The 21,169-nt window shown below is 71.1% G+C and carries 20 protein-coding genes; 1 reads left to right on the top strand and 19 read right to left on the bottom strand.

The window, feature by feature from the left end; translation table 11 throughout:
* Positions 1–34 precede the first annotated feature (34 nt).
* The 9 genes from ABD708_RS06895 to rpe all read right to left on the bottom strand — a co-directional run bounded on the left by ABD708_RS06895 (position 35) and on the right by rpe (position 7,040).
* Positions 35–835, bottom strand: coding sequence for a nucleotidyltransferase domain-containing protein (locus ABD708_RS06895; RefSeq protein ID WP_344752634.1), 801 nt, complete (start codon positions 833–835; stop codon positions 35–37).
* Positions 836–1,002: 167 nt separating this feature from the next.
* Complete coding sequence (locus ABD708_RS06890; protein ID WP_344752632.1) at positions 1,003–1,446, bottom strand: GNAT family N-acetyltransferase; 444 nt, start codon at positions 1,444–1,446, stop codon at positions 1,003–1,005.
* A 435-nt stretch (positions 1,447–1,881) separates the two neighbouring features.
* The gene (locus ABD708_RS06885; protein WP_344752630.1) at positions 1,882–2,535 is read right to left on the bottom strand and encodes a Trp biosynthesis-associated membrane protein; all 654 of its coding nucleotides are present in this window, start codon (positions 2,533–2,535) and stop codon (positions 1,882–1,884) included.
* Positions 2,532–4,079 carry an anthranilate synthase component I gene (locus ABD708_RS06880; protein WP_344752628.1) on the bottom strand — a complete coding sequence of 516 codons (1,548 nt, stop codon included), beginning with the start codon at positions 4,077–4,079 and terminating at the stop codon, positions 2,532–2,534. Before ABD708_RS06880 ends, ABD708_RS06885 begins: the two co-directional genes overlap by 4 nt.
* The gene (gene hisI / locus ABD708_RS06875; RefSeq protein WP_344752626.1) at positions 4,076–4,438 is read right to left on the bottom strand and encodes a phosphoribosyl-AMP cyclohydrolase; all 363 of its coding nucleotides are present in this window, start codon (positions 4,436–4,438) and stop codon (positions 4,076–4,078) included. Before hisI ends, ABD708_RS06880 begins: the two co-directional genes overlap by 4 nt.
* Positions 4,435–5,199: an imidazole glycerol phosphate synthase subunit HisF gene (hisF, locus tag ABD708_RS06870; RefSeq protein ID WP_344752624.1), complete on the bottom strand. Its 765-nt coding sequence runs from the start codon at positions 5,197–5,199 to the stop codon at positions 4,435–4,437. The genes hisI and hisF overlap by 4 nt, the downstream gene beginning before the upstream one ends.
* A 13-nt stretch (positions 5,200–5,212) precedes the next feature.
* Entirely contained in the window at positions 5,213–6,052 is an 840-nt protein-coding gene (gene hisG, locus ABD708_RS06865; RefSeq protein WP_344752622.1) for an ATP phosphoribosyltransferase, read from the bottom strand.
* Positions 6,053–6,099: 47 nt separating this feature from the next.
* Positions 6,100–6,363 carry a phosphoribosyl-ATP diphosphatase gene (locus tag ABD708_RS06860; RefSeq protein WP_344752620.1) on the bottom strand — a complete coding sequence of 88 codons (264 nt, stop codon included), beginning with the start codon at positions 6,361–6,363 and terminating at the stop codon, positions 6,100–6,102.
* Between the two features lie 14 nt (positions 6,364–6,377).
* A complete protein-coding gene (gene rpe, locus ABD708_RS06855; RefSeq protein ID WP_344752618.1) occupies positions 6,378–7,040 on the bottom strand; it encodes a ribulose-phosphate 3-epimerase in 663 nt (220 codons plus the stop codon).
* 23 nt (positions 7,041–7,063) lie between these two features.
* On the opposite strand from rpe, the gene ABD708_RS06850 reads away from it, so the two are divergent.
* Positions 7,064–7,552, top strand: a complete 489-nt coding sequence (locus tag ABD708_RS06850) for a DUF2087 domain-containing protein (protein WP_344752616.1) — start codon at positions 7,064–7,066, stop codon at positions 7,550–7,552.
* A 126-nt stretch (positions 7,553–7,678) separates the two neighbouring features.
* Here the strand turns inward: ABD708_RS06850 and ABD708_RS06845 are convergent, their stop codons facing one another.
* Genes ABD708_RS06845 through carA form a run of 10 tightly spaced genes read right to left on the bottom strand, consistent with a single transcriptional unit; the run spans position 7,679 to position 21,169 of the window.
* Positions 7,679–9,061 (bottom strand): RsmB/NOP family class I SAM-dependent RNA methyltransferase, encoded by a 1,383-nt coding sequence (locus tag ABD708_RS06845; protein ID WP_344752614.1) that lies wholly within the window; start codon positions 9,059–9,061, stop codon positions 7,679–7,681.
* Positions 9,058–9,978 carry a methionyl-tRNA formyltransferase gene (gene fmt / locus ABD708_RS06840; protein ID WP_344753375.1) on the bottom strand — a complete coding sequence of 307 codons (921 nt, stop codon included), beginning with the start codon at positions 9,976–9,978 and terminating at the stop codon, positions 9,058–9,060. Before fmt ends, ABD708_RS06845 begins: the two co-directional genes overlap by 4 nt.
* A gap of 32 nt (positions 9,979–10,010) precedes the next feature.
* Positions 10,011–12,011, bottom strand: a complete 2,001-nt coding sequence (locus ABD708_RS06835) for a primosomal protein N' family DNA-binding protein (protein ID WP_344752612.1) — start codon at positions 12,009–12,011, stop codon at positions 10,011–10,013.
* 12 nt (positions 12,012–12,023) lie between these two features.
* On the bottom strand, positions 12,024–13,217 hold the full coding sequence (metK, locus tag ABD708_RS06830) for a methionine adenosyltransferase (protein ID WP_344752610.1): 1,194 nt from the start codon (positions 13,215–13,217) through the stop codon (positions 12,024–12,026).
* Positions 13,218–13,272: 55 nt separating this feature from the next.
* Complete coding sequence (locus ABD708_RS06825) at positions 13,273–14,541, bottom strand: bifunctional phosphopantothenoylcysteine decarboxylase/phosphopantothenate synthase (RefSeq protein WP_344753373.1); 1,269 nt, start codon at positions 14,539–14,541, stop codon at positions 13,273–13,275.
* Positions 14,542–14,591: 50 nt separating this feature from the next.
* Positions 14,592–14,852: a DNA-directed RNA polymerase subunit omega gene (gene rpoZ / locus ABD708_RS06820; protein ID WP_344752608.1), complete on the bottom strand. Its 261-nt coding sequence runs from the start codon at positions 14,850–14,852 to the stop codon at positions 14,592–14,594.
* 37 nt (positions 14,853–14,889) lie between these two features.
* Entirely contained in the window at positions 14,890–15,840 is a 951-nt protein-coding gene (gene gmk / locus ABD708_RS06815) for a guanylate kinase (RefSeq protein ID WP_344752605.1), read from the bottom strand.
* The gene (gene pyrF / locus ABD708_RS06810; protein WP_425553253.1) at positions 15,833–16,744 is read right to left on the bottom strand and encodes an orotidine-5'-phosphate decarboxylase; all 912 of its coding nucleotides are present in this window, start codon (positions 16,742–16,744) and stop codon (positions 15,833–15,835) included. The genes gmk and pyrF overlap by 8 nt, the downstream gene beginning before the upstream one ends.
* Positions 16,741–20,040, bottom strand: a complete 3,300-nt coding sequence (gene carB / locus ABD708_RS06805; protein WP_344752603.1) for a carbamoyl-phosphate synthase large subunit — start codon at positions 20,038–20,040, stop codon at positions 16,741–16,743. The genes pyrF and carB overlap by 4 nt, the downstream gene beginning before the upstream one ends.
* Positions 20,033–21,169 (bottom strand): glutamine-hydrolyzing carbamoyl-phosphate synthase small subunit, encoded by a 1,137-nt coding sequence (gene carA, locus ABD708_RS06800; protein ID WP_344752601.1) that lies wholly within the window; start codon positions 21,167–21,169, stop codon positions 20,033–20,035. The genes carB and carA overlap by 8 nt, the downstream gene beginning before the upstream one ends.

Raw genomic sequence — 21,169 nt, 5'->3', positions numbered from 1 at the left:
CCTGGTCTCGAACTTGGGAAAAGTCTACCGGGCGTCACAGGTCGGCCGGTTCCGTGATCGCCGCGCGGAAGAAGGCGTCCGCGAGAGCGCGCAGCTCTTCTGCGGGGCGGGCCACGGGATCCGAGTCGAAGTGCTCGGCGCGTTCCAGTTCCCCTGCGACGAACGCCTCGAGAACAGGCGGCGGCGAGCCGGCGCCCAGTTCGCGGGTGAGCGCCTTCTTCGCGATCAAGTCGAGAGCAGCATTACGGATGCCGGGGCCGACCGCGCTCTCGTCGAGAAGCGCCTGCAGCTTCATCGGCGGCACCGATTCCTCGGGGTGCTCGTGCAGCCACCGCAGGGCGGTCGCGGTGCGCAGCACGTAGAAGAAGCGCTTGAGTGTCGCCGCACCGGCCTGCTGCTGTCGCGCAACGTGCAGGTAGTGGCGACCCACGTGAACGCGCTCGACGACCTCGTCGGCGAACGCCAGCATGTCGTCGCGGAAAGTCGCATCCCCGGCGTACACGATGGGTGACCGCAGCCACTCGATCGCGGTGGCGTTGCCCTTCGTGATGAGCGCGATCGCCTTGGAGAGGTCCCAGCCGTTGACGTCGAGCACCTTGTCCAGCGGCGTCTCGATCACATCGCGGCGTGGCCACAGCGAGAGGTAGCGCTCAACAGGGCTGATGTAGATGAACCGGCAGTCGTAGTCGCTGTCCGGCGAGGGGAATCCCCAGGCCCGGCTGCCGCTCTCGATGGCCCACGCCACCCGGACGTGCTGCTCGGCCTCGACGGTCGCGAGGCGGTCATCGATCCGGGCGACGACGAGCGGGTCGAGCTCAGGCGGAACAGCGCGCATGCGAGGACCTTATCGGAGCGCCCGCATCTCGCCGGGCGACAGTAGGCGCCGGAAAGCCACGCAGATTCCGGCATCTATTGTCGCCGCACGAGGGGTGGACGCGATGATTCCCGCATCTATTGTCGTCGCACCACCTACGGTCGGATGGCGGGCTGCAGCCGCGGCGCTTACAGGGCGATCTGGTACTGGATGAAGCCGGTGCGCGTGGCCACTCGGTCGTAGAGCGAGCGGGCCGTCGAGTTGCTTTCTGCGGTCAGCCAGTAGACCTTCGCAGAGCCGTGTTGCTCGGCCCAGGCCCGGACGTGCTCGATCAGTGCCGCCCCGGCTCCGTTACGGCGCGCGACGGGGGCGACGAAGAGGTCTTCCAGGTAGCAGTAGTCCGTGCTCGTCCACGTCGCGGGGTGGGTCAGCCAGTGGACCAGGCCGATCGCCGTCCCGTCTTCGCCGCGGGCGATGGCCCCCTGGATCTCGGATGCCGGGTCGATCACGCGGGCGAAGGTCTTCTCGATGGTGGCTTCGTCGAGGGTCGCCTCGTAGAAGGTGAGGTAGCCGTGGAAGAGCTCAAGCCATTCGGCGCGATCGTCGGGGCGTACGGGGGCGATGTCGACCATCCGTCGAGACTATCGGCGCTGGGCCGACGGCGATGAGCGGCCGACGGTTCGCGAGCAGGCCGGCTCACCGTGTCGTCAGCAGCGGCACATCGGCATTCTCCGGGACGGGGTCGGTCGCGAGCCTCGCGCGACGCCGATTCGTGGCGGAAGGGATTTGTCTACGGCGGCGGCGCGTCGTGTTGGACACGCCGAGGCATTGACCAGATCTCTTCCGTTGCGTTCACATGTGGACCACGTCTTGCGGAGTCAAAACGAGTCGATGAGTTCACGCATGAGCTGTGAGGGCGTGGTGTGCCGCTCATGAGCCACCTCGTCAAGCTTCGCGCGGCGTGCGGCGTCGAGCCGCAGAGTAAACGGGCGCGCCTGAGCCCCCACTAGCTCGACAAGAACCTTCTGGCTCGCAGGCATCGCATGGAACACCAACCACCCATCGTCCTACTCGGGGTCGGCCGTGGGGTCGTCGCCGCGGGTCAGCTCGTCCCAGTCGTCGACGGCGGCGTCGCCGGGGCGCGACTCTGGGACGCGCTTGGGAGCCGGGGATGCCTGGCCATCCGCATCCTCGAAGCGCAACGCGCCGTTACCGGTCGCTACGTCGTACCGCCGCGAGCCACCCGGCCAGCGACCGCCGGTGATCAGCGCGAACAGCGAGCCGAGCCCGATCAGGACGCCGCCGACGAGTGCGAGCGTCGGCCACGCGCTCGCATCGACCGAGGCGAACAGGTCGTGCACCGACGAATCACCGGTGATGCCGGTGGCCGCCGAGACCGCGTCGCGCACCCCCGTCGAGCGCATCGGGTCGCCCGCAGCAGCGAAGACGACCGTGGCGCCGAGGATCACCCCGATGACGCCGATGATGATGCGAGCCACGCGGCCCGCGATGGCGAAGGCGAGGGCGAGGGCGAGGGCGGCCAGCGACAGCGCGGTGAGCGCCGGTGAGGCATCCGACCCGCTCACGGCGATCGGCGTCGGGTGCCCGGCCTCCTTCGTGAGCGTCACCGTGAACCAGGTCTGCGTCGCTCCGGCGAGGCCGAGGCCCGCGCCGACGACGACCACCAGGATCGTGAGCAGCTTGAGGCGGCCGCCTGTCACGAGAGCCGCCGTATCGAGCTTGTCGAGATGACCCGCTGCATCGCGTTCGCGACCGCGACGGCGCGCAGGGGCGCCGCGGCCTTGTTGCGGCACTCCTCGTACTCGCTGGCCGGGTCCGAGTCGGCGACGAGGCCCGCCCCCGCCTGCACGTAGGCCATGCCGCCGATGAGCGTCGCCGTCCGGATCGCGATGGCGAGGTCGGCGTCGCCGGCGAAGCCGAAGTAGCCGACCACTCCCCCGTAGACGCCGCGCTGCGCAGGTTCCAGCTCGTCGATGATCTCGAGAGCGCGCGGTTTGGGAGCGCCTGACAGGGTTCCCGCGGGGAAGGTCGCGCGGAAGACGTCGACGGCCGAGGCATCCGGCCGCACATCGCCCTCGACCGACGAGACCAGGTGCATGATGTGGCTGAATCGCTCGACGCGCATGAACTCGGTGACCTCGACCGAGCCCGCCCGGCAGACCTTTGCGAGATCGTTGCGGGCGAGGTCGACGAGCATCAGGTGCTCCGCACGCTCCTTCGGGTCGGCGATGAGGCTCGCCTCGAGCTCGGCGTCGGCCTCTGGCGTCGCGCCGCGCGGGCGCGAGCCGGCGATCGGGTGCGAGTAGGCGCGGCCGTCCTCCACCTTGACGAGCGCCTCGGGGCTCGAGCCGACGACCGTGTACGGCTCGCCGGCGGGCGTCGCAAGCTGCAGCAGGTACATGTACGGGCTCGGGTTGAGGCTGCGCAGCACGCGATAGACGTCGACCGGGTCGGCGGTCACCGGCTGCTGGAAGCGCTGCGAGATGACGACCTGGAAGACGTCGCCCGCGGTGATGAAGTCCTTCGAGCGCTCGACGGCGGCGAGGTAGTCCTCGCGTGCGGTGCGGTTCTCGGGGCTCGGCTCGGCGGCGAGGTCGACGACCGCGAGCTGGGCCTCGAGCGGCTGCGCGAGCTGCGACTGCAGCGCGTCGAGACGCCGCTGCGCGTCGAGCCACAGCCCGTCGGCATCCGTCTCGCCGTCATTGAGCGCGTTCGCGATGAGCTGCACGACGCCCGTGCGGTGGTCGACGACGACGAGGTCGGCGACGAAGCTGAAGGCGAGGCCCGGCACGTCGAAGTCGGCCGGCGGCTGGTCGGGCAGGCGCTCGAGCTGCCGAACGGCCTCCCACCCGATGAAGCCGACGAGCCCGCCGGTGAGCGGCGGCAGGCCGGGGATGCGCGGCGTCTGCCAGCGCGCGTAGAGCGCGGCGAGCACGTCGAGCGGCTTCGATTCGGGGTCGACGGATGCCCCGAGCGCGCGTTGCGCGGAGAGGCCGTCGCCCTGCCATTCCGCGCTGTCGGCCGCCTGGGTCAGCACGCCGAAGGCGTTCGCGCCGACGAAGGAGTAGCGCGACCAGATTCCGCCCTGCTCGGCAGACTCGAGCAGGAAGGTGCCTGGGCGCCCGGCCGCCAGCTTGCGGTAGATCCCCACGGGGGTCTCGCCGTCGGCGAAGAGCTCGCGCACGACGGGGACGACGCGATGCCCCGGAAGCAGCGCGTCGAAGGCATACCTGGTCGTCGTCATTCGGCCTCGATCACAGCCGGGTCGAGCTGGTCCGCGTCGAAGCAGGTGCGGTCGCCCGTGTGGCAGGCCGCGCCGATCTGCTCGACCTCGACGAGCAGGGTGTCGCCGTCGCAGTCGAGGGCAGCCTGGCGCACGTACTGGACGTGGCCGCTCGTGTCGCCCTTGCGCCAGTACTCCTGGCGGGAGCGCGACCAGAAGGTGACGCGGCCCTCGGTGAGCGTGCGGCGCAGCGCCTCGGCGTCCATGTAGCCGAGCATCAGCACCTCGCGGGTATCGTGCTGCTGGATGATCGCGGGCATGAGCCCGTCGCTGCCGAAGCGCACGCGGGTCAGGATCGTGTCGACGTCAGGGGGCGTCATGGCCGTACCTCGATTCCGGCGGCGCGCAGCTCGCCCTTCACCTCGCCGATCGTGAGCTCGCCGTAGTGGAACACGGATGCCGCGAGCACGGCGTCTGCCCCGGCCTGGACGGCCGGCACGAAGTCGGCGAGCTTGCCGGCGCCGCCGCTCGCGATCACGGGAACCCGGGACAGCTCGCGCATCGCCTGCGTGAGCTCGAGGTCGTAGCCGGCCTTGGTGCCGTCGGCGTCGATCGAGTTGACGAGCAGCTCGCCCGCGCCGCGCTCGATCGCCTCGCGTGCCCAGGCGAGCGCGTCGAGAGACGTCTCGGTGCGCCCCCCGTGTGTGGTGACGACGAAGCCGGAATCCGTGCGCGGGCTGCGCTTCACATCGAGCGAGAGCACGAGCACCTGGGCGCCGAAGCGATCGGCGATCTCGCCGATCAGACCTGGGCGAGCGATCGCGGCCGAGTTGACGCCCACCTTGTCGGCGCCGTGCGCGAGCAGCTTGGCGACGTCTTCGGGCGAGCGGACTCCCCCGCCGACGGTCAGCGGCACGAACACCTGCTCGGCCGTGCGGCGCACCATGTCGTAGGTGGTGGCGCGACCCTCGACCGTCGCGGTGACATCGAGGAAGGTGACCTCGTCGGCGCCCTGCTCGTAATACCGCCGAGCCAACTCCACTGGATCACCTGCGTCCGCCAGGTTCAGGAAATTGACGCCCTTGACGACGCGCCCGTCGGCGACGTCGAGACACGGGATGACGCGGACGGCGACACTCATGACAGCACCCCGCTCACAGCCGGGCCGCGTGGATCGGCGTGACCAGGATCGCGCGGGCGCCGAGCTCGTAGAGCGCGTCCATGATGTGGTTGATCTCGTCGCGCGGGATCATCACGCGCACGGCCACCCACGCGGGGTCGCGGGTGGGCGAGATCGTGGGCGACTCCATGCCGGAGGCGATGGCGGTCGCCTGCTCGATCAGCTCGCTCGGCAGGTCATAGTCCATCAGCACGTAGCGGCGGGCGACCATGACGCCCTCGAGGCGGCGGTGCAGGGTGCCGAGGCCCGGGGCCTCGTTGGGGCCGGCGATGAGCACGGCCTCTGAGCGCAGGATCGGCTCGCCGAACACCTCGAGCCCCTGTTTGCGCAGCGTGCTGCCGGTCTCGACGACGTCGGCGATCACGTCGGCGACGCCGAGACGGATCGCGGATTCCACGGCGCCGTCGAGCTTGACGAGATGCACCTCGACGCCCCGCTCGGCCAGGTAGCCGCCGACGAGCACCGGGTAGCTGGTCGCGAGCCGCTTGCCGCGCAGGTCGTCGAGGGTCTGGAACGCTCCGGCGGGGCCGGCGAAGCGGAAGGTCGAGACGGCGAAGCCGAGCGGCTCGTCCTCGTGGGCGTCGGAGCCCGAGTCGATGAGCAGGTCGCGGCCGGTGATGCCGACGTCGAGAGCACCGCTGCCGACGTAGGTCGCGATGTCGCGCGGGCGCAGGTAGAAGAACTCGACGTCGTTCTTCGGGTCCGCGACGATCAGTTCCTTGGGGTCGCGGCGGCCGTTGTAGCCGGCCTCCTTGAGGTATTCCGCGGCCGTCTCGGCGAGGGCGCCCTTGTTGGGCACGGCGATTCTGAGCATGGGGGTAGGTCTTTCCGGGTCGAGGGTCGTCTGATCAGGCATCCGATTCACAGATGTCGGTAGACGTCCTCGAGGGTGAGCCCCTTCGCGAGCACCGCGACCTGCAGGTGGTACAGCAGCTGGCTCGCCTCTTCGGCGAAGTCGGCGTCGCTCTGGTACTCGGCGGCCATCCACACCTCGGCGGCCTCTTCGACGATCTTCTTCCCGATCTGATGGATGCCCGCGTCGAGTTCTGCGACGGTGCGGGAGCCCTCAGGGCGGGTCGTGGCCTTCTCGCTGAGCTCAGCGAAGAGGTCGTCGAAGGTCTTCACGCAGCTAAGCCTACCTAGTGCACGTGAGCGGATGCCGCGCTGCGCAGCCCCTCGATCGCGGCGGCCGCGTCGCTCGCGCCGAAGACGCTGGAGCCCGCGACGAAGGTGTCGGCGCCGGCATCCGCCGCGATCCCGATGGTCTCCTCCGTCACTCCGCCGTCGACCTCGAGCCACACGTCGGTGCCGAGTCGAGCCGCCGCCTCACGCAGCCGGGTGAGCTTCGACATCACGTGGGGCAGGAACTTCTGCCCGCCGAAACCCGGCTCGACCGTCATCACGAGCACCTGGTCGAACTCGGGCAGCAGCTCGAGGTAGGCCCCGACATCGGTCTTCGGGCTGAGCGCGATGCCGGCACGGGCGCCCAGCTTGCGCAGGGTGCGGGCGAGCGTAACGGGCGCGGTGGCCGCCTCGGCGTGGAAGGTGACGGAGAAGCATCCGATCTCCGCATACTGCGGGGCCCAGCGATCGGGATCGTCGATCATCAGGTGCACGTCGAGCGGCACCGGGCTCGTCGCCTGCACCCGCTCGACCATCTGCGGGCCGAAGGTGAGGTTCGGCACGAAGTGGTTGTCCATCACGTCGACGTGCACGTAGTCGGCGCTCGCGATGCGCTCCAGGTCGCGCTGCATGTTCACGAAGTCGGCGGACAGGATGCTCGGGTTGATGCGGGCGGCCATGCGATCGAGCCTAGCCTTGGGGCATGGCTGAGGAATGGCGGCGCGTCGTCGCGGCGCTCGCGAACCCCGACATGCGGCTCACGTGGGCACGGCTCGTCCTGGGGGCGGACGAGACGGATGCCACGGCCGGGCTCTCCCCCGCACGGCGGCGGAAGGTGCTCGACGGGTTGCGCGGCGCGGGGCTCCTCGACGAGGCATCCGCACCCCGCTCCTCGGTGTTCGCCGAGGCGCTCGCCGCCGCGCCCGTGGCGCCCCAGCCGACGGGGCCCGAGCGGTTCCTGCGCGGGGGCCGCATCGACCGGTACCCCGCATCGCAGACCGAGCGAGGCGAGCTGCTCGCCCTCGTCGCGGGTCGCGCGTTCCGTGTGGGCGAGGTGCTCGACGAGCGCGAGGTCAATGAGCGGCTGGCGTCCTTCCATGACGACGTCGCGGTGCTGCGCCGCTACCTGGTCGACTTCGGGCTGCTGGTGCGCACCCGCTCGGGCTCGTCGTACGCCCTCGCGGAGGACTGAGCCGGAGCGCCGCTCTCGTTGATCCGTTTCGCGTGCGCTACTGCGATCCGCATTGCGCGCCTCGGATCCGAGTAGCGCAAAGCGGATCCTGGTAGCGCAACCGCAGCGAGGCACCCCGATCGCGGGCTACGCCTTGCGCAGCAGTGCGATGAACATCGCGTCGGTGTTGTGCCGGTGCGGCCACAGCTGTACCTGGGCGGGGTCGCCCGCGAGATCGAGCGGCTGCTTCACGGCGCCCTGCAGGATCTCCTGCGTCGGCAGCTCCTCGAGCACGCCGGGGTGGCGCTTCAGCGCCTCGGCGACGGCGATGCGCGTCTCGCCGAGGTGCGGCGAGCAGGTGACGTAGGCGAGGATGCCGCCCGGGCGCAGCGCCTCGACGGCCGCGTCGATCAGCGAAGCCTGCAGCCGTTCGAGCTCGGCGACATCGCGCGGCTGCTTACGCCAGCGCGACTCGGGGCGGCGGCGCAGCGCGCCGAGTCCGGTGCAGGGCGCGTCCAGCAGCACACGGTCGAACTGGCCGGCGTGCTCGGCCGGGATGCCGCGCCCGTCGCCTTCCACCACCTCGACGGCATCGCCGAGCGGCGTGACGGCGTTGCGTACGAGCCCGGCTCGGGCGGGCACGATCTCATTGGCGACGAGCCTCGCCCCGCCGCGCAGCGCCTCGGCCCCGAGCACGGCGGCCTTCCCGCCGGGCCCCGCGCACAGGTCGAGCCAGCGCTCCCCCGCCCGCACCGGCCGCGCGGCGACGAGCGCGAGAGCGGCGAGCTGCGAGCCCTCGTCCTGCACGCGTACCCAGCCGCCCGAGTCGCGCACGAGGCGGAACGGGTCGCCGGGCATGGTGAAGCCGTACGGCGAGTACGGGTCGGGCTCGGCGCCGTCGGGAACGCCCGGTCCGCCGGGCAGCGCGACCAGGTTGACGCGCGGCGCGGTGTTGTCGGCCTCGAGCAGCGCCTCGAGCTCGGCCTCGACGTCGGTGCGCGGGCGGCGCTCGGCGGTGAGCGCCTGGCGCAGCGCGCGCACGATCCACACGGGGTGCGAGCCGAGCTCGGCGATCGCCTCGTCGCGCGAGCCCGCATCGGCGAGCACGCGCTCGCGCCATTTCTCGGGTTTGGTGCGGGCGATCCCGCGCAGCACGCCGTTGACGAAGCCGACCCGGTCGCGGCCGATCGCCTGCGCCGCGACGGTGACGGTCTCATTGACGGCGGCGTGCGATGGCACGCGCATCGAGAGCAGCTGGTGCGCGCCGAGGCGCAGCAGGTCGCGCACGGCCGGCTCGATCTGGTCGATCTCGCGATGCGCGGCGATGCGGATGACGGCGTCGTAGTAGCCCCGCATGCGCAGCGTTCCGTAGGTGAGCTCGGTCGCGAGCGCCGCATCGGCGGACGACAGGCCCGAGCGCTCGAGCCGCACCGGCAGCAGCAGGTTGGCGTAGGCATCCGATTCGCGCACGGCCGACAGCACGTCGTACGCGATGCGGCGGGGGCTCGGCGTGCGGGGCAGGTCGCTCATTCCGCCATCAGTCCTTCCGTGAGCTTGAGGCCACGCCACCAGTCGGCCGCGGCCATCGCCTTCTTCCCCGCGGGCTGCACCGTGAGCAGTTCGAGCGGGTAGGTCGCGGTGCCGAGGTAGACGCGGCCGGAACGGGCGCCGAACGCGCCGGGCGCGAGCCGCTCCGCGCCCCGGGAGAGGCGCGCGGCGTGGATCTTGAATCGCTCGCCGCCGACGAGCACGAAGGCGCCGGGCTCGGGCGTGACGCCGCGCAGTCGGGCGTAGACCGCATCGCCGGCATCCGTCAGCGTGAGCCGCGCGTCATCGAGGGTGAGCTTGGCGGCCAGCGTCGGCGCGCCGGTCTGCGGGGTCGCGACCGCGCGCCCGTCGGCGATCGCATCGACGACGGATGCCAGCTGCGCGGCGCCGCTCACGGAGAGCGCCTCGAGCACGTCTCCGGCCGTCTCGTCGGCCCCGATGGCGCGCCGCTCCAGCGAGAAGACGTCGCCGGCGTCGAGCTCCTCGACGAGCTGGAACACGGCGGAGCCGGTCTCGGAGTCCCCCGCCATCACGGCGCGCTGCACGGGCGCCGCGCCGCGCCACCGCGGCAGCAGCGAGAAGTGCAGGTTGATCCAGCCGAGCCGCGGCGCCGCGAGCATGGGCGCGCGCAGCAGCCCGCCGTAGGCGACGATGACGCCGAGGTCGGGTTCGAGCGCGGCGACGGCCTCGGTCTCAGCCTCGCGCAGCCGGTTCGCCTTGATGGTCGGCAGGCCGAGCTCGGCGGCGCGGGCCGCGACGGGCGACGGCGTGAGCGCGCGCTTGCGGCCGAGGGGTGCGTCGTCGCGAGTGACGACTCCGACAACGGGATGGCGGCTCGCGGCGAGGGCATCGAGGGCGGGAACCGCGACGGGCGGGGTTCCTGCGAAGACGATGCGCAGGGAAGGTGCGGCGGAGGGCATGAGGTCGATTCCTAGAGGATCTCGGGGTCGTCCAGCTTGACTCTCAGTGTAGGAGCAGGTCGCCCGCGCCGGCGCTCCCCAGGCGGCCGGCGCGCGCCCGTCGCCTGCCGCACGATCGCCCCGCGCAGTGCGGTCGCGACGGCGTCGCCGTGTGCGTAGTCGAAGCGCACGATCGCGCGCACGAGGCCGTCGTCGAGCGAGCGCGGGCCTTCGGGCGCGACCGGTGCGGGGCCGAGGACATCGCGGATCGGCGCGAGCGCGAGCGCGTCGATCGCCGACTGCACGGCGGCCGGCTTGCCGGTGACGGATGCCACGCGGAGCGCCGGCGGGAAGCCGAGCGTGCGCCGATCGTGCAGCTGCGCGGCCGCGTAGCTGTGCTGCTGCCAGAGGGCGAGCGCCTGCGCGAGCGGTCCGCCGACGCCGACCAGCAGCGTCGGGGCCCCGACAGCCGCCAGCGCCGCGGCGTTGGACCACCAGCGCAGGCAGTCGTCGCCGACGTGCAGGCTCTCGCGCTGCAGCATCCGCTCGCCGTCCAGCAGGATGACCGCCGCGTACCCGCCGGCGGCGATCGGCTCGGCGCCACGGGTCGCGACGACGAGGGTCCGCGGCTCCCCCTCGACGCGGGTGAGCGGGCGCTCGCCGTCGCTCACGACGACGCGCATGCCGGGAAAGGCGCGGCCGAGCTCCTCGGCGGTGCGGGCCGAGCCGCGCGTCACCATGCGGTACGTGCGGTTGTTGCACTCGGAGCAGGCCCAGTCGCCCGCGAGGCGCCCGCACCATGCGCAGCTCGGCACCGCATGCGACGAGGCGAGCTGGAGCGGGCCGGCGCAGTTCGTGCAGCGCGCCGCCTGGCCGCAGCGCCGGCACGCGAGCAGCGAGACGTAGCCGGGGCGGGCGACCTGCACGAGCACGGGCCCCGCGAGCAGCGCCTCGCTCGCGGTGCGGAACGCGGAGGACGGCACCCGCCCCCCGTCGGCGGCCTGCTGCGACTGCTGGGCCGCGGTCGGCACGACCTTGGGCGTCACGAGCGGCACCGGCGCGACGTCGCTTAGGTAGCCGAGCTCGACGAGGCGCTGGACCTCGACCGAGCGGGTGTGCCCCGCGAAGATCACGGCGCAGTCCTGCTGCTGCTGCTGACGGACGAGCGCCACGTCGCGGGCATGCGCGTACGGCGCGAGCGGCTCGGCGAACAGCGGATCGCCGTCGTCGTAGAGCGCAATCAGGCCGAGTCTTGCCGCCGGGGCGTACACGACCGAGCGGTTGCCGACGATGATGCGCGGGGTGTGCGCGCCATCGGCCGGCTGGGTGAGGCACGACAGGAACGCCGCGTAGCGCTGTGCGTTGGTGCGGCGCGCGTCGAGCGCCGCGACCGTGCCCGCAGGGACGAGCGTGCGCAGCACAGCCTCGAGCTGCTCCTGGTCGCGGTAGTCGGGAACCGCGAGGATCGCGCTGCGGCCGTCGATTACCGCGCGCACGGCCGCCTGCGCGAGGGTCACGGCCCACCGCCCGACCCAGGTCCCGTCGGGAAGCTCGATCACCCCGGGCAGCGAGCGCAGCGCGAGGCGCCCGTCGCCGTCGATGGCCGACTCGATGAGGCCGCCCTCGTAGCCTTCGACGGGGTGGGCGACCATGGGCACCTCGCGTGGCGAGCCCTGCGCGAGCCACTTGCGCTCGGCCGCGACCGAGCGCGGCGGGATCGCGAGCCGCAGCACATCGTTCGCGCTGCCCGCCTGCCGGTCGGCGATGCGCCGGGCGAGCGCCCAGACCTCGGGCGCGAGGACGCGAGCGGGAGAGACGACGGATTCCAGCGGCGTGAGCGCCCCGTCGAAGGAGCTCGTGTCGCCGACCTCGACGACGAGCCCGTCGGCGAGCCGCCCTTCGGCGCGCAGGGGGGCGGTCACCCGCACCCCAGGCACCACCTGATCGCTCAGCGCCGACGGGATTGCGTAATCGAACAGGCGGTCCAATTGCGGCAGCGGCGTGTCGATCAGCACCCTCGCGACGGACGCCACGCGAGCCCCGCGCTAGAGGCCGGCGGCGACGCGCAGCGCCTCGGCCCGGTCGGTCCGCTCCCAGGTGAAGTCGGGCAGCTCACGGCCGAAGTGACCGTAGGCGGCCGTCTGCGAGTAGATCGGGCGCAGCAGGTCGAGGTCGCGGATGATCGCGGCGGGGCGCAGGTCGAACACCTCCTGGATCGCGGACGTGATGCGCTCGACGGGCGCCTTCTCGGTACCGAAGGTCTCGACGTACAGGCCGACGGGGTGCGCGGCGCCGATCGCGTAGGCGACCTGAACCTCGAGCCGGTCGGCGAGGCCGGCCGCGACGGCGTTCTTCGCGACCCAGCGCATCGCGTACGCGGCGGAGCGGTCGACCTTCGACGGGTCCTTGCCGCTGAACGCGCCGCCGCCATGGCGGCTCGCGCCGCCATAGGTGTCGACGATGATCTTGCGGCCCGTGAGACCGGCGTCGCCGTGCGGGCCGCCGATCTCGAACTTGCCGGTGGGGTTGATGAGCAGCTTGAGATCGGACGTGTCGAGGTCGACGGTCTCGAGCACGGGGCGGATCACGACGCGCTCGACGGCCTCGCGCAGCTCGGCGAGCCCGATGGCCGGCGAGTGCTGGGTGGACAGGACGACCGTGTCGATGCTCTTCGGCGTGAATCCGTCGTAGCCGACCGTGACCTGGGTCTTGCCGTCAGGGCGCAGGAAGTCGAGCTCGCCTGACTTGCGCACAGCGGTGAGCCGCTCGGAGAGGCGGTGCGAGAGCCAGATCGGCAGCGGCATGAGCTGCGGGGTCTCGGTCGTGGCGAAGCCGAACATAATGCCCTGGTCGCCGGCGCCCTGCCTGTCGAGCTCGTCGCCGCTCGCGCCCTCGCGCGTCTCGAACGCGTCGTCGACGCCTTGCGCGATGTCGGGCGACTGGGCGCCGATGGAGATCGACACACCGCAGGAGCGGCCGTCGAACCAGACGTCGGAGGAGGTGTAGCCGATCGACGTGATCTTCTCGCGCACGATCTGCGGGATCTCGACGTAGCCGGAGGTCGTGACCTCGCCGGCGACGTGCACCTGGCCGGTCGTGACCATCGTCTCGACGGCGACGCGGGCATGCGGGTCGACGGTGAGCAGCGCGTCGAGGATCGCATCGGAGATCTGGTCGCAGATCTTGTCGGGATGCCCCTCGGTGACGGACTCAGAGGTGAAGAGGCGCAAAGCGGACATGAATCTCCCTCAATCAGGGCCGTAAGCGTCTGGTTCGCGTCAGGCGATGGGTTCTCTACGGGACGCGGGACAGCGTCGCGTCGAGGATACGGTCGGCCACCGACAACTTGGTCCCGGAGGCCTCCATCACGATATCGCCGGACGTGTTCAAGACGATCACGTCGTTGTCATCTGCGGCGAATCCGTGGTTCCAGCCGACATTGTTGACGACCAGGAAGTCGCAGCCCTTGCGCGCGATCTTCGAGCGCCCCAGCTCGAGCAGCGTCGCCGGGTCGCTCTCGGTCTCGGCGGCGAAGCCGATGACGAGCTGCCCCTCGCGGCGCGCGGCAGACAGCTCGGCGAGGATGTCGGGGTTCACGACGAACTCGACCGTGAGCCGGTCGCCCGTGTGCTCCTTCTTGATCTTGCCCTGCTGCACCTGCGCCGGCCGGTAGTCGGCCACGGCGGCGGCCATGATGACGACGTCGGCCTCTCGCGCGGCATCCGTCACGGCCTTCTCGAGCTCGAGCGTCGTGCCGACCGGCTCGACGGCGATGCCGTCCGGAACGGCCTCCGTGCCGATATTGGCCGCGATCAGCGTGACGTTCGCGCCGCGCGCGGCGGCCGCCGCCGCGATCGCCATGCCCTGCTTGCCGCTCGAGCGGTTGCCCATGAAGCGCACCGGGTCGAACGGCTCGCGCGTGCCACCCGCAGTCACGACGACGCGCAGGCCGTCCAGGTCGAGGCGGGCGGCGTCGTTCGCCTCCTCGACGCGGGCACGGCGCGCACGGGTGACGGATGCCTGGGGAGCCTGCCCGACGCCGGCGAGCTGCTTCAGCGCGGCGTGCGCGATCGTCTCGGGCTCCTCCATGCGGCCGGGCCCGGAGTCGTCGCCCGTGAGCTGGCCGGAGGCGGGCCCGATGACGACGACGCCCCGCTCGCGCAGCGTGCGCACATTGGCCTGCGTCGCGGGCGCCTGCCACATCTCGGTGTGCATCGCCGGGGCGATCACGACGGGCGCCTTCGAGGCGAGCACGGTGTTGGTGAGCAGGTCGTCGACGATGCCGTGCGCGAGTTTCGCGATGGTGTTCGCGGTCGCGGGGGCGATGATGATGAGGTCGGCCTTCTGGCCGAGGGCCACGTGGCGCACCTCGTCGACGCCGTCATAGAGGTCGGCGGTGACGGGGTTGCGGCTGATCGCCTCCCACGTGGGCTTTCCGACGAACTTCAGCGCGGCATCCGTCGGCACCACGTGCACGTCGTGGCCGGCGAGCACGAGGCTGCGCACCAGCGAGACGCTCTTATACGCGGCGATGCCGCCGGTCACCCCGACGACGATGGTCAGACGGGGCGCTCCGGCGGCATCCTTGCTCACGGTGTCGACTGCGCGGGCTGCTACTGCTCGGCGATCGGCTTGACGACGAGCTTGTCCTCGTTGATCTCGTGGAGGGCGACGGACAGCGGCTTGTCGTCGACGGACGAGTCGACGAGCGGCCCGACGTTGTCGAACAGGCTGCCCTCGTGCAGGTCGGCGTAGTAGTCGTTGATCTGGCGGGCGCGCTTGCTCGCGAAGATGACCAGCGCGTACTTCGACTCGACCTTGCTCAGCAGCTCGTCGATGGGCGGGTCGATGATGCCCTTCTGGGACGTCGCCATGGGGGTTCTCCTAACGGGGAAGTTCAGGGGGCGCGCGTCAGTCGCGCGCACGCACATTCATCAAGTCTACGACTTCGCGCGCCGCCTCTGGCACGGTGGTGTTCACGACGGTGCGGTCGAACTCGCCCTCTGCGGCCAGCTCGACCTTGGCGGTCTCGAGTCGGCGGCGCTGCTCCTCGGGCGGCTCGGTGCCGCGGCCGACGAGGCGCCGCACCAGCTCGTCCCAGGTGGGCGGGGCGAGGAACACGAGCAGCGCGTTCGGGTCGTTGGCGCGCACCTGGCGGGCGCCCTGCAGGTCGATCTCGAGCAGCACGTTGCGGCCGGCCGCCAGCGCCTCGTCGACGGGGCCGCGCGGGGTGCCGTAGCGGCTCTGGTTGTGCACGGTCGCCCATTCGAGGAACTCGCCGGCCGCGATCATGCGGTCGAACTCGGCGTCGTCGACGAAGTAGTAGTGCACGCCGTCGACCTCGCCGGGGCGGGGCTTCCTGGTGGTCGCCGAGACCGAGAACTTCACCTCCGGGTAGTTCTCGCGGATGTACGACGACACACTGCCCTTGCCCACCGCCGTCGGCCCGGCGAGCACGACGAGGCGGGCGGCGCCGCGCACCCGCGCGGACAGCCGCGCGCGTTCGCGGAGGAACTCGCGCAGCCGCTCGCGCTGGTGACGGCCGAGGCCGCCGACGCGCTTCACCTGCGAGATCTCGAGGCGCTCGAGCGTCGCCTTCATCTTCGTGACGCCGATCGCGGGGATCGCGAGCAGGAAATCGGTGACCCGCAGGGTGCCTGCGGGCCCGTTCGGCTCGCGCGCGCCCTCGTCGAGCACGGATTCCGCGCTGCGCCTGCCCGAGGAGATCTGCGCCTTGAGCTCGGCGCGCGCCCGGCGCGCCGCCACGGCCGCACGCGACGCCGCCGCGCGGTCGACGTCAGGCGGCGTGGGTCGCGCCTGCGCCCCGCTCCCGCCGTTCGCCGCTGCCGTCGCCTCAGACAAGGGCGGCTCGCAGCTCGGCGGCACGGGCGTCGATGGCAGCGGCGAGGCCCCGGGGGCCCGCCTGCAGCAGACTGCGCGACTCAGAGGCGAGCGTGTACGGCGCGAGAGCCCCGAACAGCCGGCGCACGTCGGCAGCCTGGGCACCCTGGTGACCGAAGCCCGGCGCGAGCACGGGCAGCGCAGGCGCGTGGGCCGCCGTCACATCGATGCCGCGTGCCGCGAAGTCGACCGTGGCGCCCAGCACGACGCCGATGGAGCCGACCGGCCCCTCTTCGATGCGACCCGCATTGAACGCGCTCACATCATCGATGATCGCACGAGAGACCGTGGCGGTGGCAAGCGAAGGAGCGAGGGATGCCTGATCAGAGCCGGAACCGGGCAGCGTCGCCCCCTGCAGCGCGGCCGCCTCGGGGTTCGAGGTCGCGGCCAGCACGAACATGCCCTTGCCGTTCGCGACCGCATATTCCAGGGCTCCGGCGAGTGAGCCGACGCCCTGGAACGGGTTGATCGTCATGGCGTCCGCCTCGAGCGGCGAGCCGGGCGTGAGCCACGCCTCGGCGTAGCCCGCGAGCGAGGTGTCGATGTCGCCCCGCTTCGCGTCGGCGATCACGATGAGGCCGGCCGCCCGTGCCGCGGCGAGCACGTCTTCCAGTGCCGCATACCCGGCCGAGCCGAAGCGCTCGAAGAACGCCACCTGGGGCTTCACGACGCCGGCGCGGCCGGCCGCGGCATCCACCGCCCTCAGCCCGAACTCGCGAACGCCGGCCGCCGATGACGGCAGGCCCCATTCCTCGAGCAGGAAGTCGTGCGGGTCGATGCCGACGCACAGGGGGCCGAAGGCCTCGAGCGCCGAGTGCAGCACTCCCCCGAATCCGAAGCCCAGGCCGAAGCCGCCGTCGCTCACGCCGCGCTCCCCTCGAGCCTGGCATCCCGGTCGCGCTGGTAGTCCTGCAAGCTCTTCACGTCGAAGCCGGCGCGCACCGCCTCGATCGAGGCGACGGCGGCCGACAGCTCGCTGATCGTGGTGAACAGCGGCTTGTCGGCTGCGACGGCCGCCGCGCGGATCTCATAGCCGTCGTGCCGCGTCGTGCCGCCGGTCGGGGTGTTCACGACGATGTCGACCTCGCCCCGGTTCAGCATGTCGACGACGGATTCGCCGCCCAGTTCGCTCTCGCTGAACTTCCGCACCGTCTCGCTCGCGATGCCGTTGCGGGCGAGCACCTCGCCGGTGCCCTCGGTCGCGACGACGCGGTAGCCGAGCTCGGTGAGCCGGAGGATGGGCAGGATGATGTTCCGCTTGTCGCGGTCGGAGACCGAGACGAACACGGTGCCGGAGGACGGGATGCCGCCGTACGCCGCCGCCTGGCTCTTCGCGAAGGCGCGTGGGAAGTCCCGGTCGATGCCCATGACCTCGCCGGTCGAGCGCATTTCGGGCCCGAGCAGCGAGTCGACGACCTGGCCGTTCTTGCTGCGGAAGCGCTTGAAGGGCAGCACGGCCTCTTTCACGGCGACCGGCGCGTCGAGCGGCACGGCCGAGCCGTCAGCGGCGGGCAGCAGCCCCTCGTCGATGAGACCTGCGATGGTCGCGCCGGCCATCACCCGGCTCGCGGCCTTGGCAAGCGGAATCCCCAGCGCCTTGCTCACGAACGGCACCGTGCGGCTCGCGCGCGGGTTCGCCTCGAGCACGTAGAGCACGCCCGCGCTGATCGCGAACTGCACGTTGAGCAGCCCGCGCACGCCGAGCCCTGAAGCGATCTTGCCCGTCGCGGCGATCACGCCGGCGATGTCGCTGCGCCCGAGCGTCACGGGCGGCAGGGTGCAGCTCGAGTCGCCCGAGTGCACGCCGGCCTCCTCGATGTGCTCCATGACGCCGCCGATGTAGAGCCGCTCGCCGTCGTAGAGCGCGTCGACGTCGATCTCGGTTGCGTCATCGAGGAAGCGGTCGACGAGCAGCGGGTGCCCGGGGCCGACGATCGCCTGGTCGGCGATGCGGTCGAAGTAGTCGACCAGCTGCTCTTCGCCGAAGACGATCTCCATGCCGCGGCCGCCGAGCACGTAGCTCGGGCGCACGAGCACCGGGTAGCCGATGTCGCCGGCGACCTGCTTGGCGCCCTCGAGGTCGTAGGCGGTGCCGTTGCGCGGCGCGAGCAGTCCGGCGTTCTCGAGGATGCCGGAGAAGAGGCCGCGCTCCTCGGCGAGGTCGATCGCCTCGGGGCTCGTGCCGAGGATCGTGACGCCCGCCTCCTTGAGGCCGGTCGCGAGGCCGAGGGCCGTCTGCCCGCCGAGCTGCACGACGACGCCGACGAGCTCGCCGGACTTCGACTCGGCGTCGATGACCTCGAGCACGTCCTCGAGGGTGAGCGGCTCGAAGTACAGGCGGTCGGAGGTGTCGTAGTCGGTCGAGACCGTCTCGGGGTTGCAGTTGATCATGATCGTCTCGAACCCGGCATCGTGCAGCGCGAACGAGGCGTGCACGCACGAGTAGTCGAACTCGACGCCCTGCCCGATGCGGTTCGGGCCCGAGCCGAGGATGACGACCTTCTTCTGGTCGCTCGGCGCGACCTCGGTCTCGAGGTCGTAGCTCGAGTAGTGGTACGGCGTGAGTGCCGGGAACTCCCCCGCGCAGGTGTCGACGGTCTTGTAGACGGGCCGCACGCCGAGGATGTGGCGCACCTCGCGCACATCCGCCTCGCGGAAGCCGCGCAGCTGGCCGATCTGCGCGTCAGAGAAGCCGTGCTCCTTCGCCCACACCATGGTCGCGGTGTCGAGGGTGGGCGCGGCCTGCACGTCGGCGGCGACCTCGTTGATCAGCGCGATCTGGTCGAGGAACCACGGGTCGATCTTGGTGGCGTCGAAGACCTGCTCGACCGTCGCGCCCTTCCGCAGCGCCTGCTGCACGAGCACGATGCGCCCGTCGGTCGGCGTCTTGGCGAGCTCGAGCAGCTCCTCGACAGACCGCGATTCCTCGTCCCAGTGGAACGACGAGCCGCGCTTCTCGAGGCTGCGCAGCGCCTTCTGCAGGGCGGTCGAGAAGTTGCGGCCGATCGCCATCGCCTCGCCGACCGACTTCATGGTCGTGGTCAGCGTCGGGTCGGCGGCGGGGAACTTCTCGAACGCGAAGCGCGGCACCTTGACGACGACGTAGTCGAGCGTCGGCTCGAAGCTCGCCGGCGTGACGCGCGTGATGTCGTTGGGGATCTCGTCGAGCCGGTAGCCGATGGCGAGCTTCGCGGCGATCTTCGCGATGGGGAATCCGGTCGCCTTCGACGCCAGTGCGGAAGACCGGGAGACGCGCGGATTCATCTCGATCACGATGACGCGGCCGTTCTCGGGGTCGACCGCGAACTGGATGTTGCAGCCGCCGGTGTCGACGCCTACGCGGCGGATGATCTCGATGCCGATGTTGCGCAGATTCTGATACTCGCGGTCGGTGAGTGTGAGCGCCGGTGCGACCGTGATCGAGTCGCCGGTGTGCACGCCGACGGGGTCGACGTTCTCGATCGAGCAGACGACGACCGTGTTGTCGGCGGTGTCGCGCATGAGCTCGAGCTCGTACTCCTTCCACCCGAGGATCGACTCCTCGAGCAGCACCTCGTGCGTCGGAGAGTCGTGCAGCCCGGCACCGCCGATGCGGCGCAGGTCCTCTTCGTCGTAGGCGAAGCCCGAGCCCAGGCCGCCCATCGTGAAGGACGGGCGCACGACGAGCGGGTAGCCGAGCTTCTCGGCGCCGGCCAGCAGCTCGTCCATGGAGTGGCAGATGACGGATGCCGCGACGTCGGCCCCCGCTTCGAGAACGAGCTCCTTGAAGATCTGCCGGTCCTCGCCCTTGCGGATGGCGTCGACCTTCGCGCCGATCAGCTCGACGCCGTACTTCTCGAGGATGCCCTGCTCGTGCAGCGCCATGGCCGCGTTGAGCGCCGTCTGCCCACCGAGCGTCGGGAGGATCGCGTCGGGCTTCTCCTTCTGGATGATCGTCTCGATCACCTCTGGCGTGATCGGCTCGACGTAGGTCGCGTCGGCGAAGTCGGGGTCCGTCATGATCGTCGCCGGGTTCGAGTTGACCAGGATGACGCGCACGCCCTCGGCACGCAGCACGCGGCACGCCTGGGTGCCGGAGTAGTCGAACTCGACGGCCTGGCCGATGACGATCGGCCCTGAGCCGATGACGAGGACGCTGTTGATGTCGGGGCGCTTAGGCAATGTGATCCTTCACCATCTGGGCAAACCGGTCGAAGAGGTAGTTGGCATCGTGCGGGCCCGCCGCGGCCTCGGGGTGGTACTGCACCGAGAACGCGGGGATGTCGAGGGCGTTGAGCCCCTCGACGACGTCGTCGTTGAGGTCGACGTGGCTGACCTCGACGCGCCCGTAGCCGTTCGGCGAATCGAAGGGCTCGTCGCTCGTCGGGGCTTTCACCGCGAAGCCGTGGTTGTGCGCCGTGATCTCGACGCGGCCCGTCGACTTGTCGAGCACGGGCTGGTTGATGCCGCGGTGGCCGAAGGGCAGCTTGTAGGTGTCGAGGCCGAGCGCCCGGCCGAGCAGCTGGTTGCCGAAGCAGATGCCGAAGAACGGGAGCTTCTCATCGAGCAGCCCGCGCAGCACCTGCACCTGGCTCTCGGAGGCCGAGGGGTCGCCCGGGCCGTTCGAGTAGAACGCGGCGACCGGCTCCAGGCTCAGGATCTGCTCGACCGTCGAGTCCTGCGGCAGCACGTGCACCTCGAAGCCGCGCTTCGCGAGGTTGTCGACGGTCGACTGCTTGACGCCGAGGTCGAGCACGGCGAGGTTGCCGATCCTCTCGCCCACGGCCGGCGTCACCGTGTCCTCGGTGACCGAGACCTGGGCTGAGAGATTGAGGCCGGCCATCTCGTCGCCGCCGCGCACCAGCTCGAGCTGCTCGTACTGCGACAGGCCCGCATCCTCTCCGGAGAAGATCCCGGCGCGCATGGCGCCCAGGTCGCGGATGTGCCGCGTGACTGCCCGCGTGTCGATGCCCGAGATGCCGACGATGCCGGTCGACTCGAGCTCGTCGTCGAGGGTGCGGATCGAGCGGAAGTTGGAGACGACGCGGCTGGGGTCGCGCACGACGTAGCCGGCGACCCAGATGCGGCGCGACTCCATGTCCTCGTCGTTCATGCCGGTGTTGCCGATGTGCGGCGCGGTCTGGATGACGATCTGGCCCGCATACGACGGGTCGGTCAGCGTCTCCTGATAGCCGGTCATGCCGGTGGCGAAGACGAGCTCGCCGAGCGTGCGGCCCTGGGCGCCGTAGGCGCGACCCTCATAGCGGGTCCCGTCCTCGAGAACCAGGACGGCGGGGGAAGGAACAGGCAC

Origin of the sequence: Gryllotalpicola koreensis (assembly GCF_039538185.1) — a bacterium.
Taxonomy (GTDB): Bacteria; Actinomycetota; Actinomycetes; order Actinomycetales; family Microbacteriaceae; genus Gryllotalpicola; species Gryllotalpicola koreensis.
The sequence above is the reverse complement of the archived record's forward strand: the minus strand, read 5'-3'. Positions and strand labels throughout refer to the sequence as shown.

Bases quoted from the DNA above. Each gene is read 5' to 3' on its own strand.
- ABD708_RS06880 (WP_344752628.1), bottom strand. From the start codon at position 4,079: ATGACGACGACCAGGTATGCCTTCGACGCGCTGCTTCCGGGGCATCGC.
- hisI (WP_344752626.1), bottom strand. From the start codon at position 4,438: ATGACGCCCCCTGACGTCGACACGATCCTGACCCGCGTGCGCTTCGGC.
- hisG (WP_344752622.1), bottom strand. From the start codon at position 6,052: ATGCTCAGAATCGCCGTGCCCAACAAGGGCGCCCTCGCCGAGACGGCC.
- metK (WP_344752610.1), bottom strand. From the start codon at position 13,217: ATGTCCGCTTTGCGCCTCTTCACCTCTGAGTCCGTCACCGAGGGGCAT.
- ABD708_RS06890 (WP_344752632.1), bottom strand. From the start codon at position 1,446: ATGGTCGACATCGCCCCCGTACGCCCCGACGATCGCGCCGAATGGCTT.
- hisF (WP_344752624.1), bottom strand. From the start codon at position 5,199: ATGAGTGTCGCCGTCCGCGTCATCCCGTGTCTCGACGTCGCCGACGGG.
- rpe (WP_344752618.1), bottom strand. From the start codon at position 7,040: ATGGCCGCCCGCATCAACCCGAGCATCCTGTCCGCCGACTTCGTGAAC.
- rpoZ (WP_344752608.1), bottom strand. From the start codon at position 14,852: ATGGCGACGTCCCAGAAGGGCATCATCGACCCGCCCATCGACGAGCTG.
- ABD708_RS06845 (WP_344752614.1), bottom strand. From the start codon at position 9,061: ATGAGCGACCTGCCCCGCACGCCGAGCCCCCGCCGCATCGCGTACGAC.
- ABD708_RS06895 (WP_344752634.1), bottom strand. From the start codon at position 835: ATGCGCGCTGTTCCGCCTGAGCTCGACCCGCTCGTCGTCGCCCGGATC.
- ABD708_RS06850 (WP_344752616.1), top strand. From the start codon at position 7,064: ATGGCTGAGGAATGGCGGCGCGTCGTCGCGGCGCTCGCGAACCCCGAC.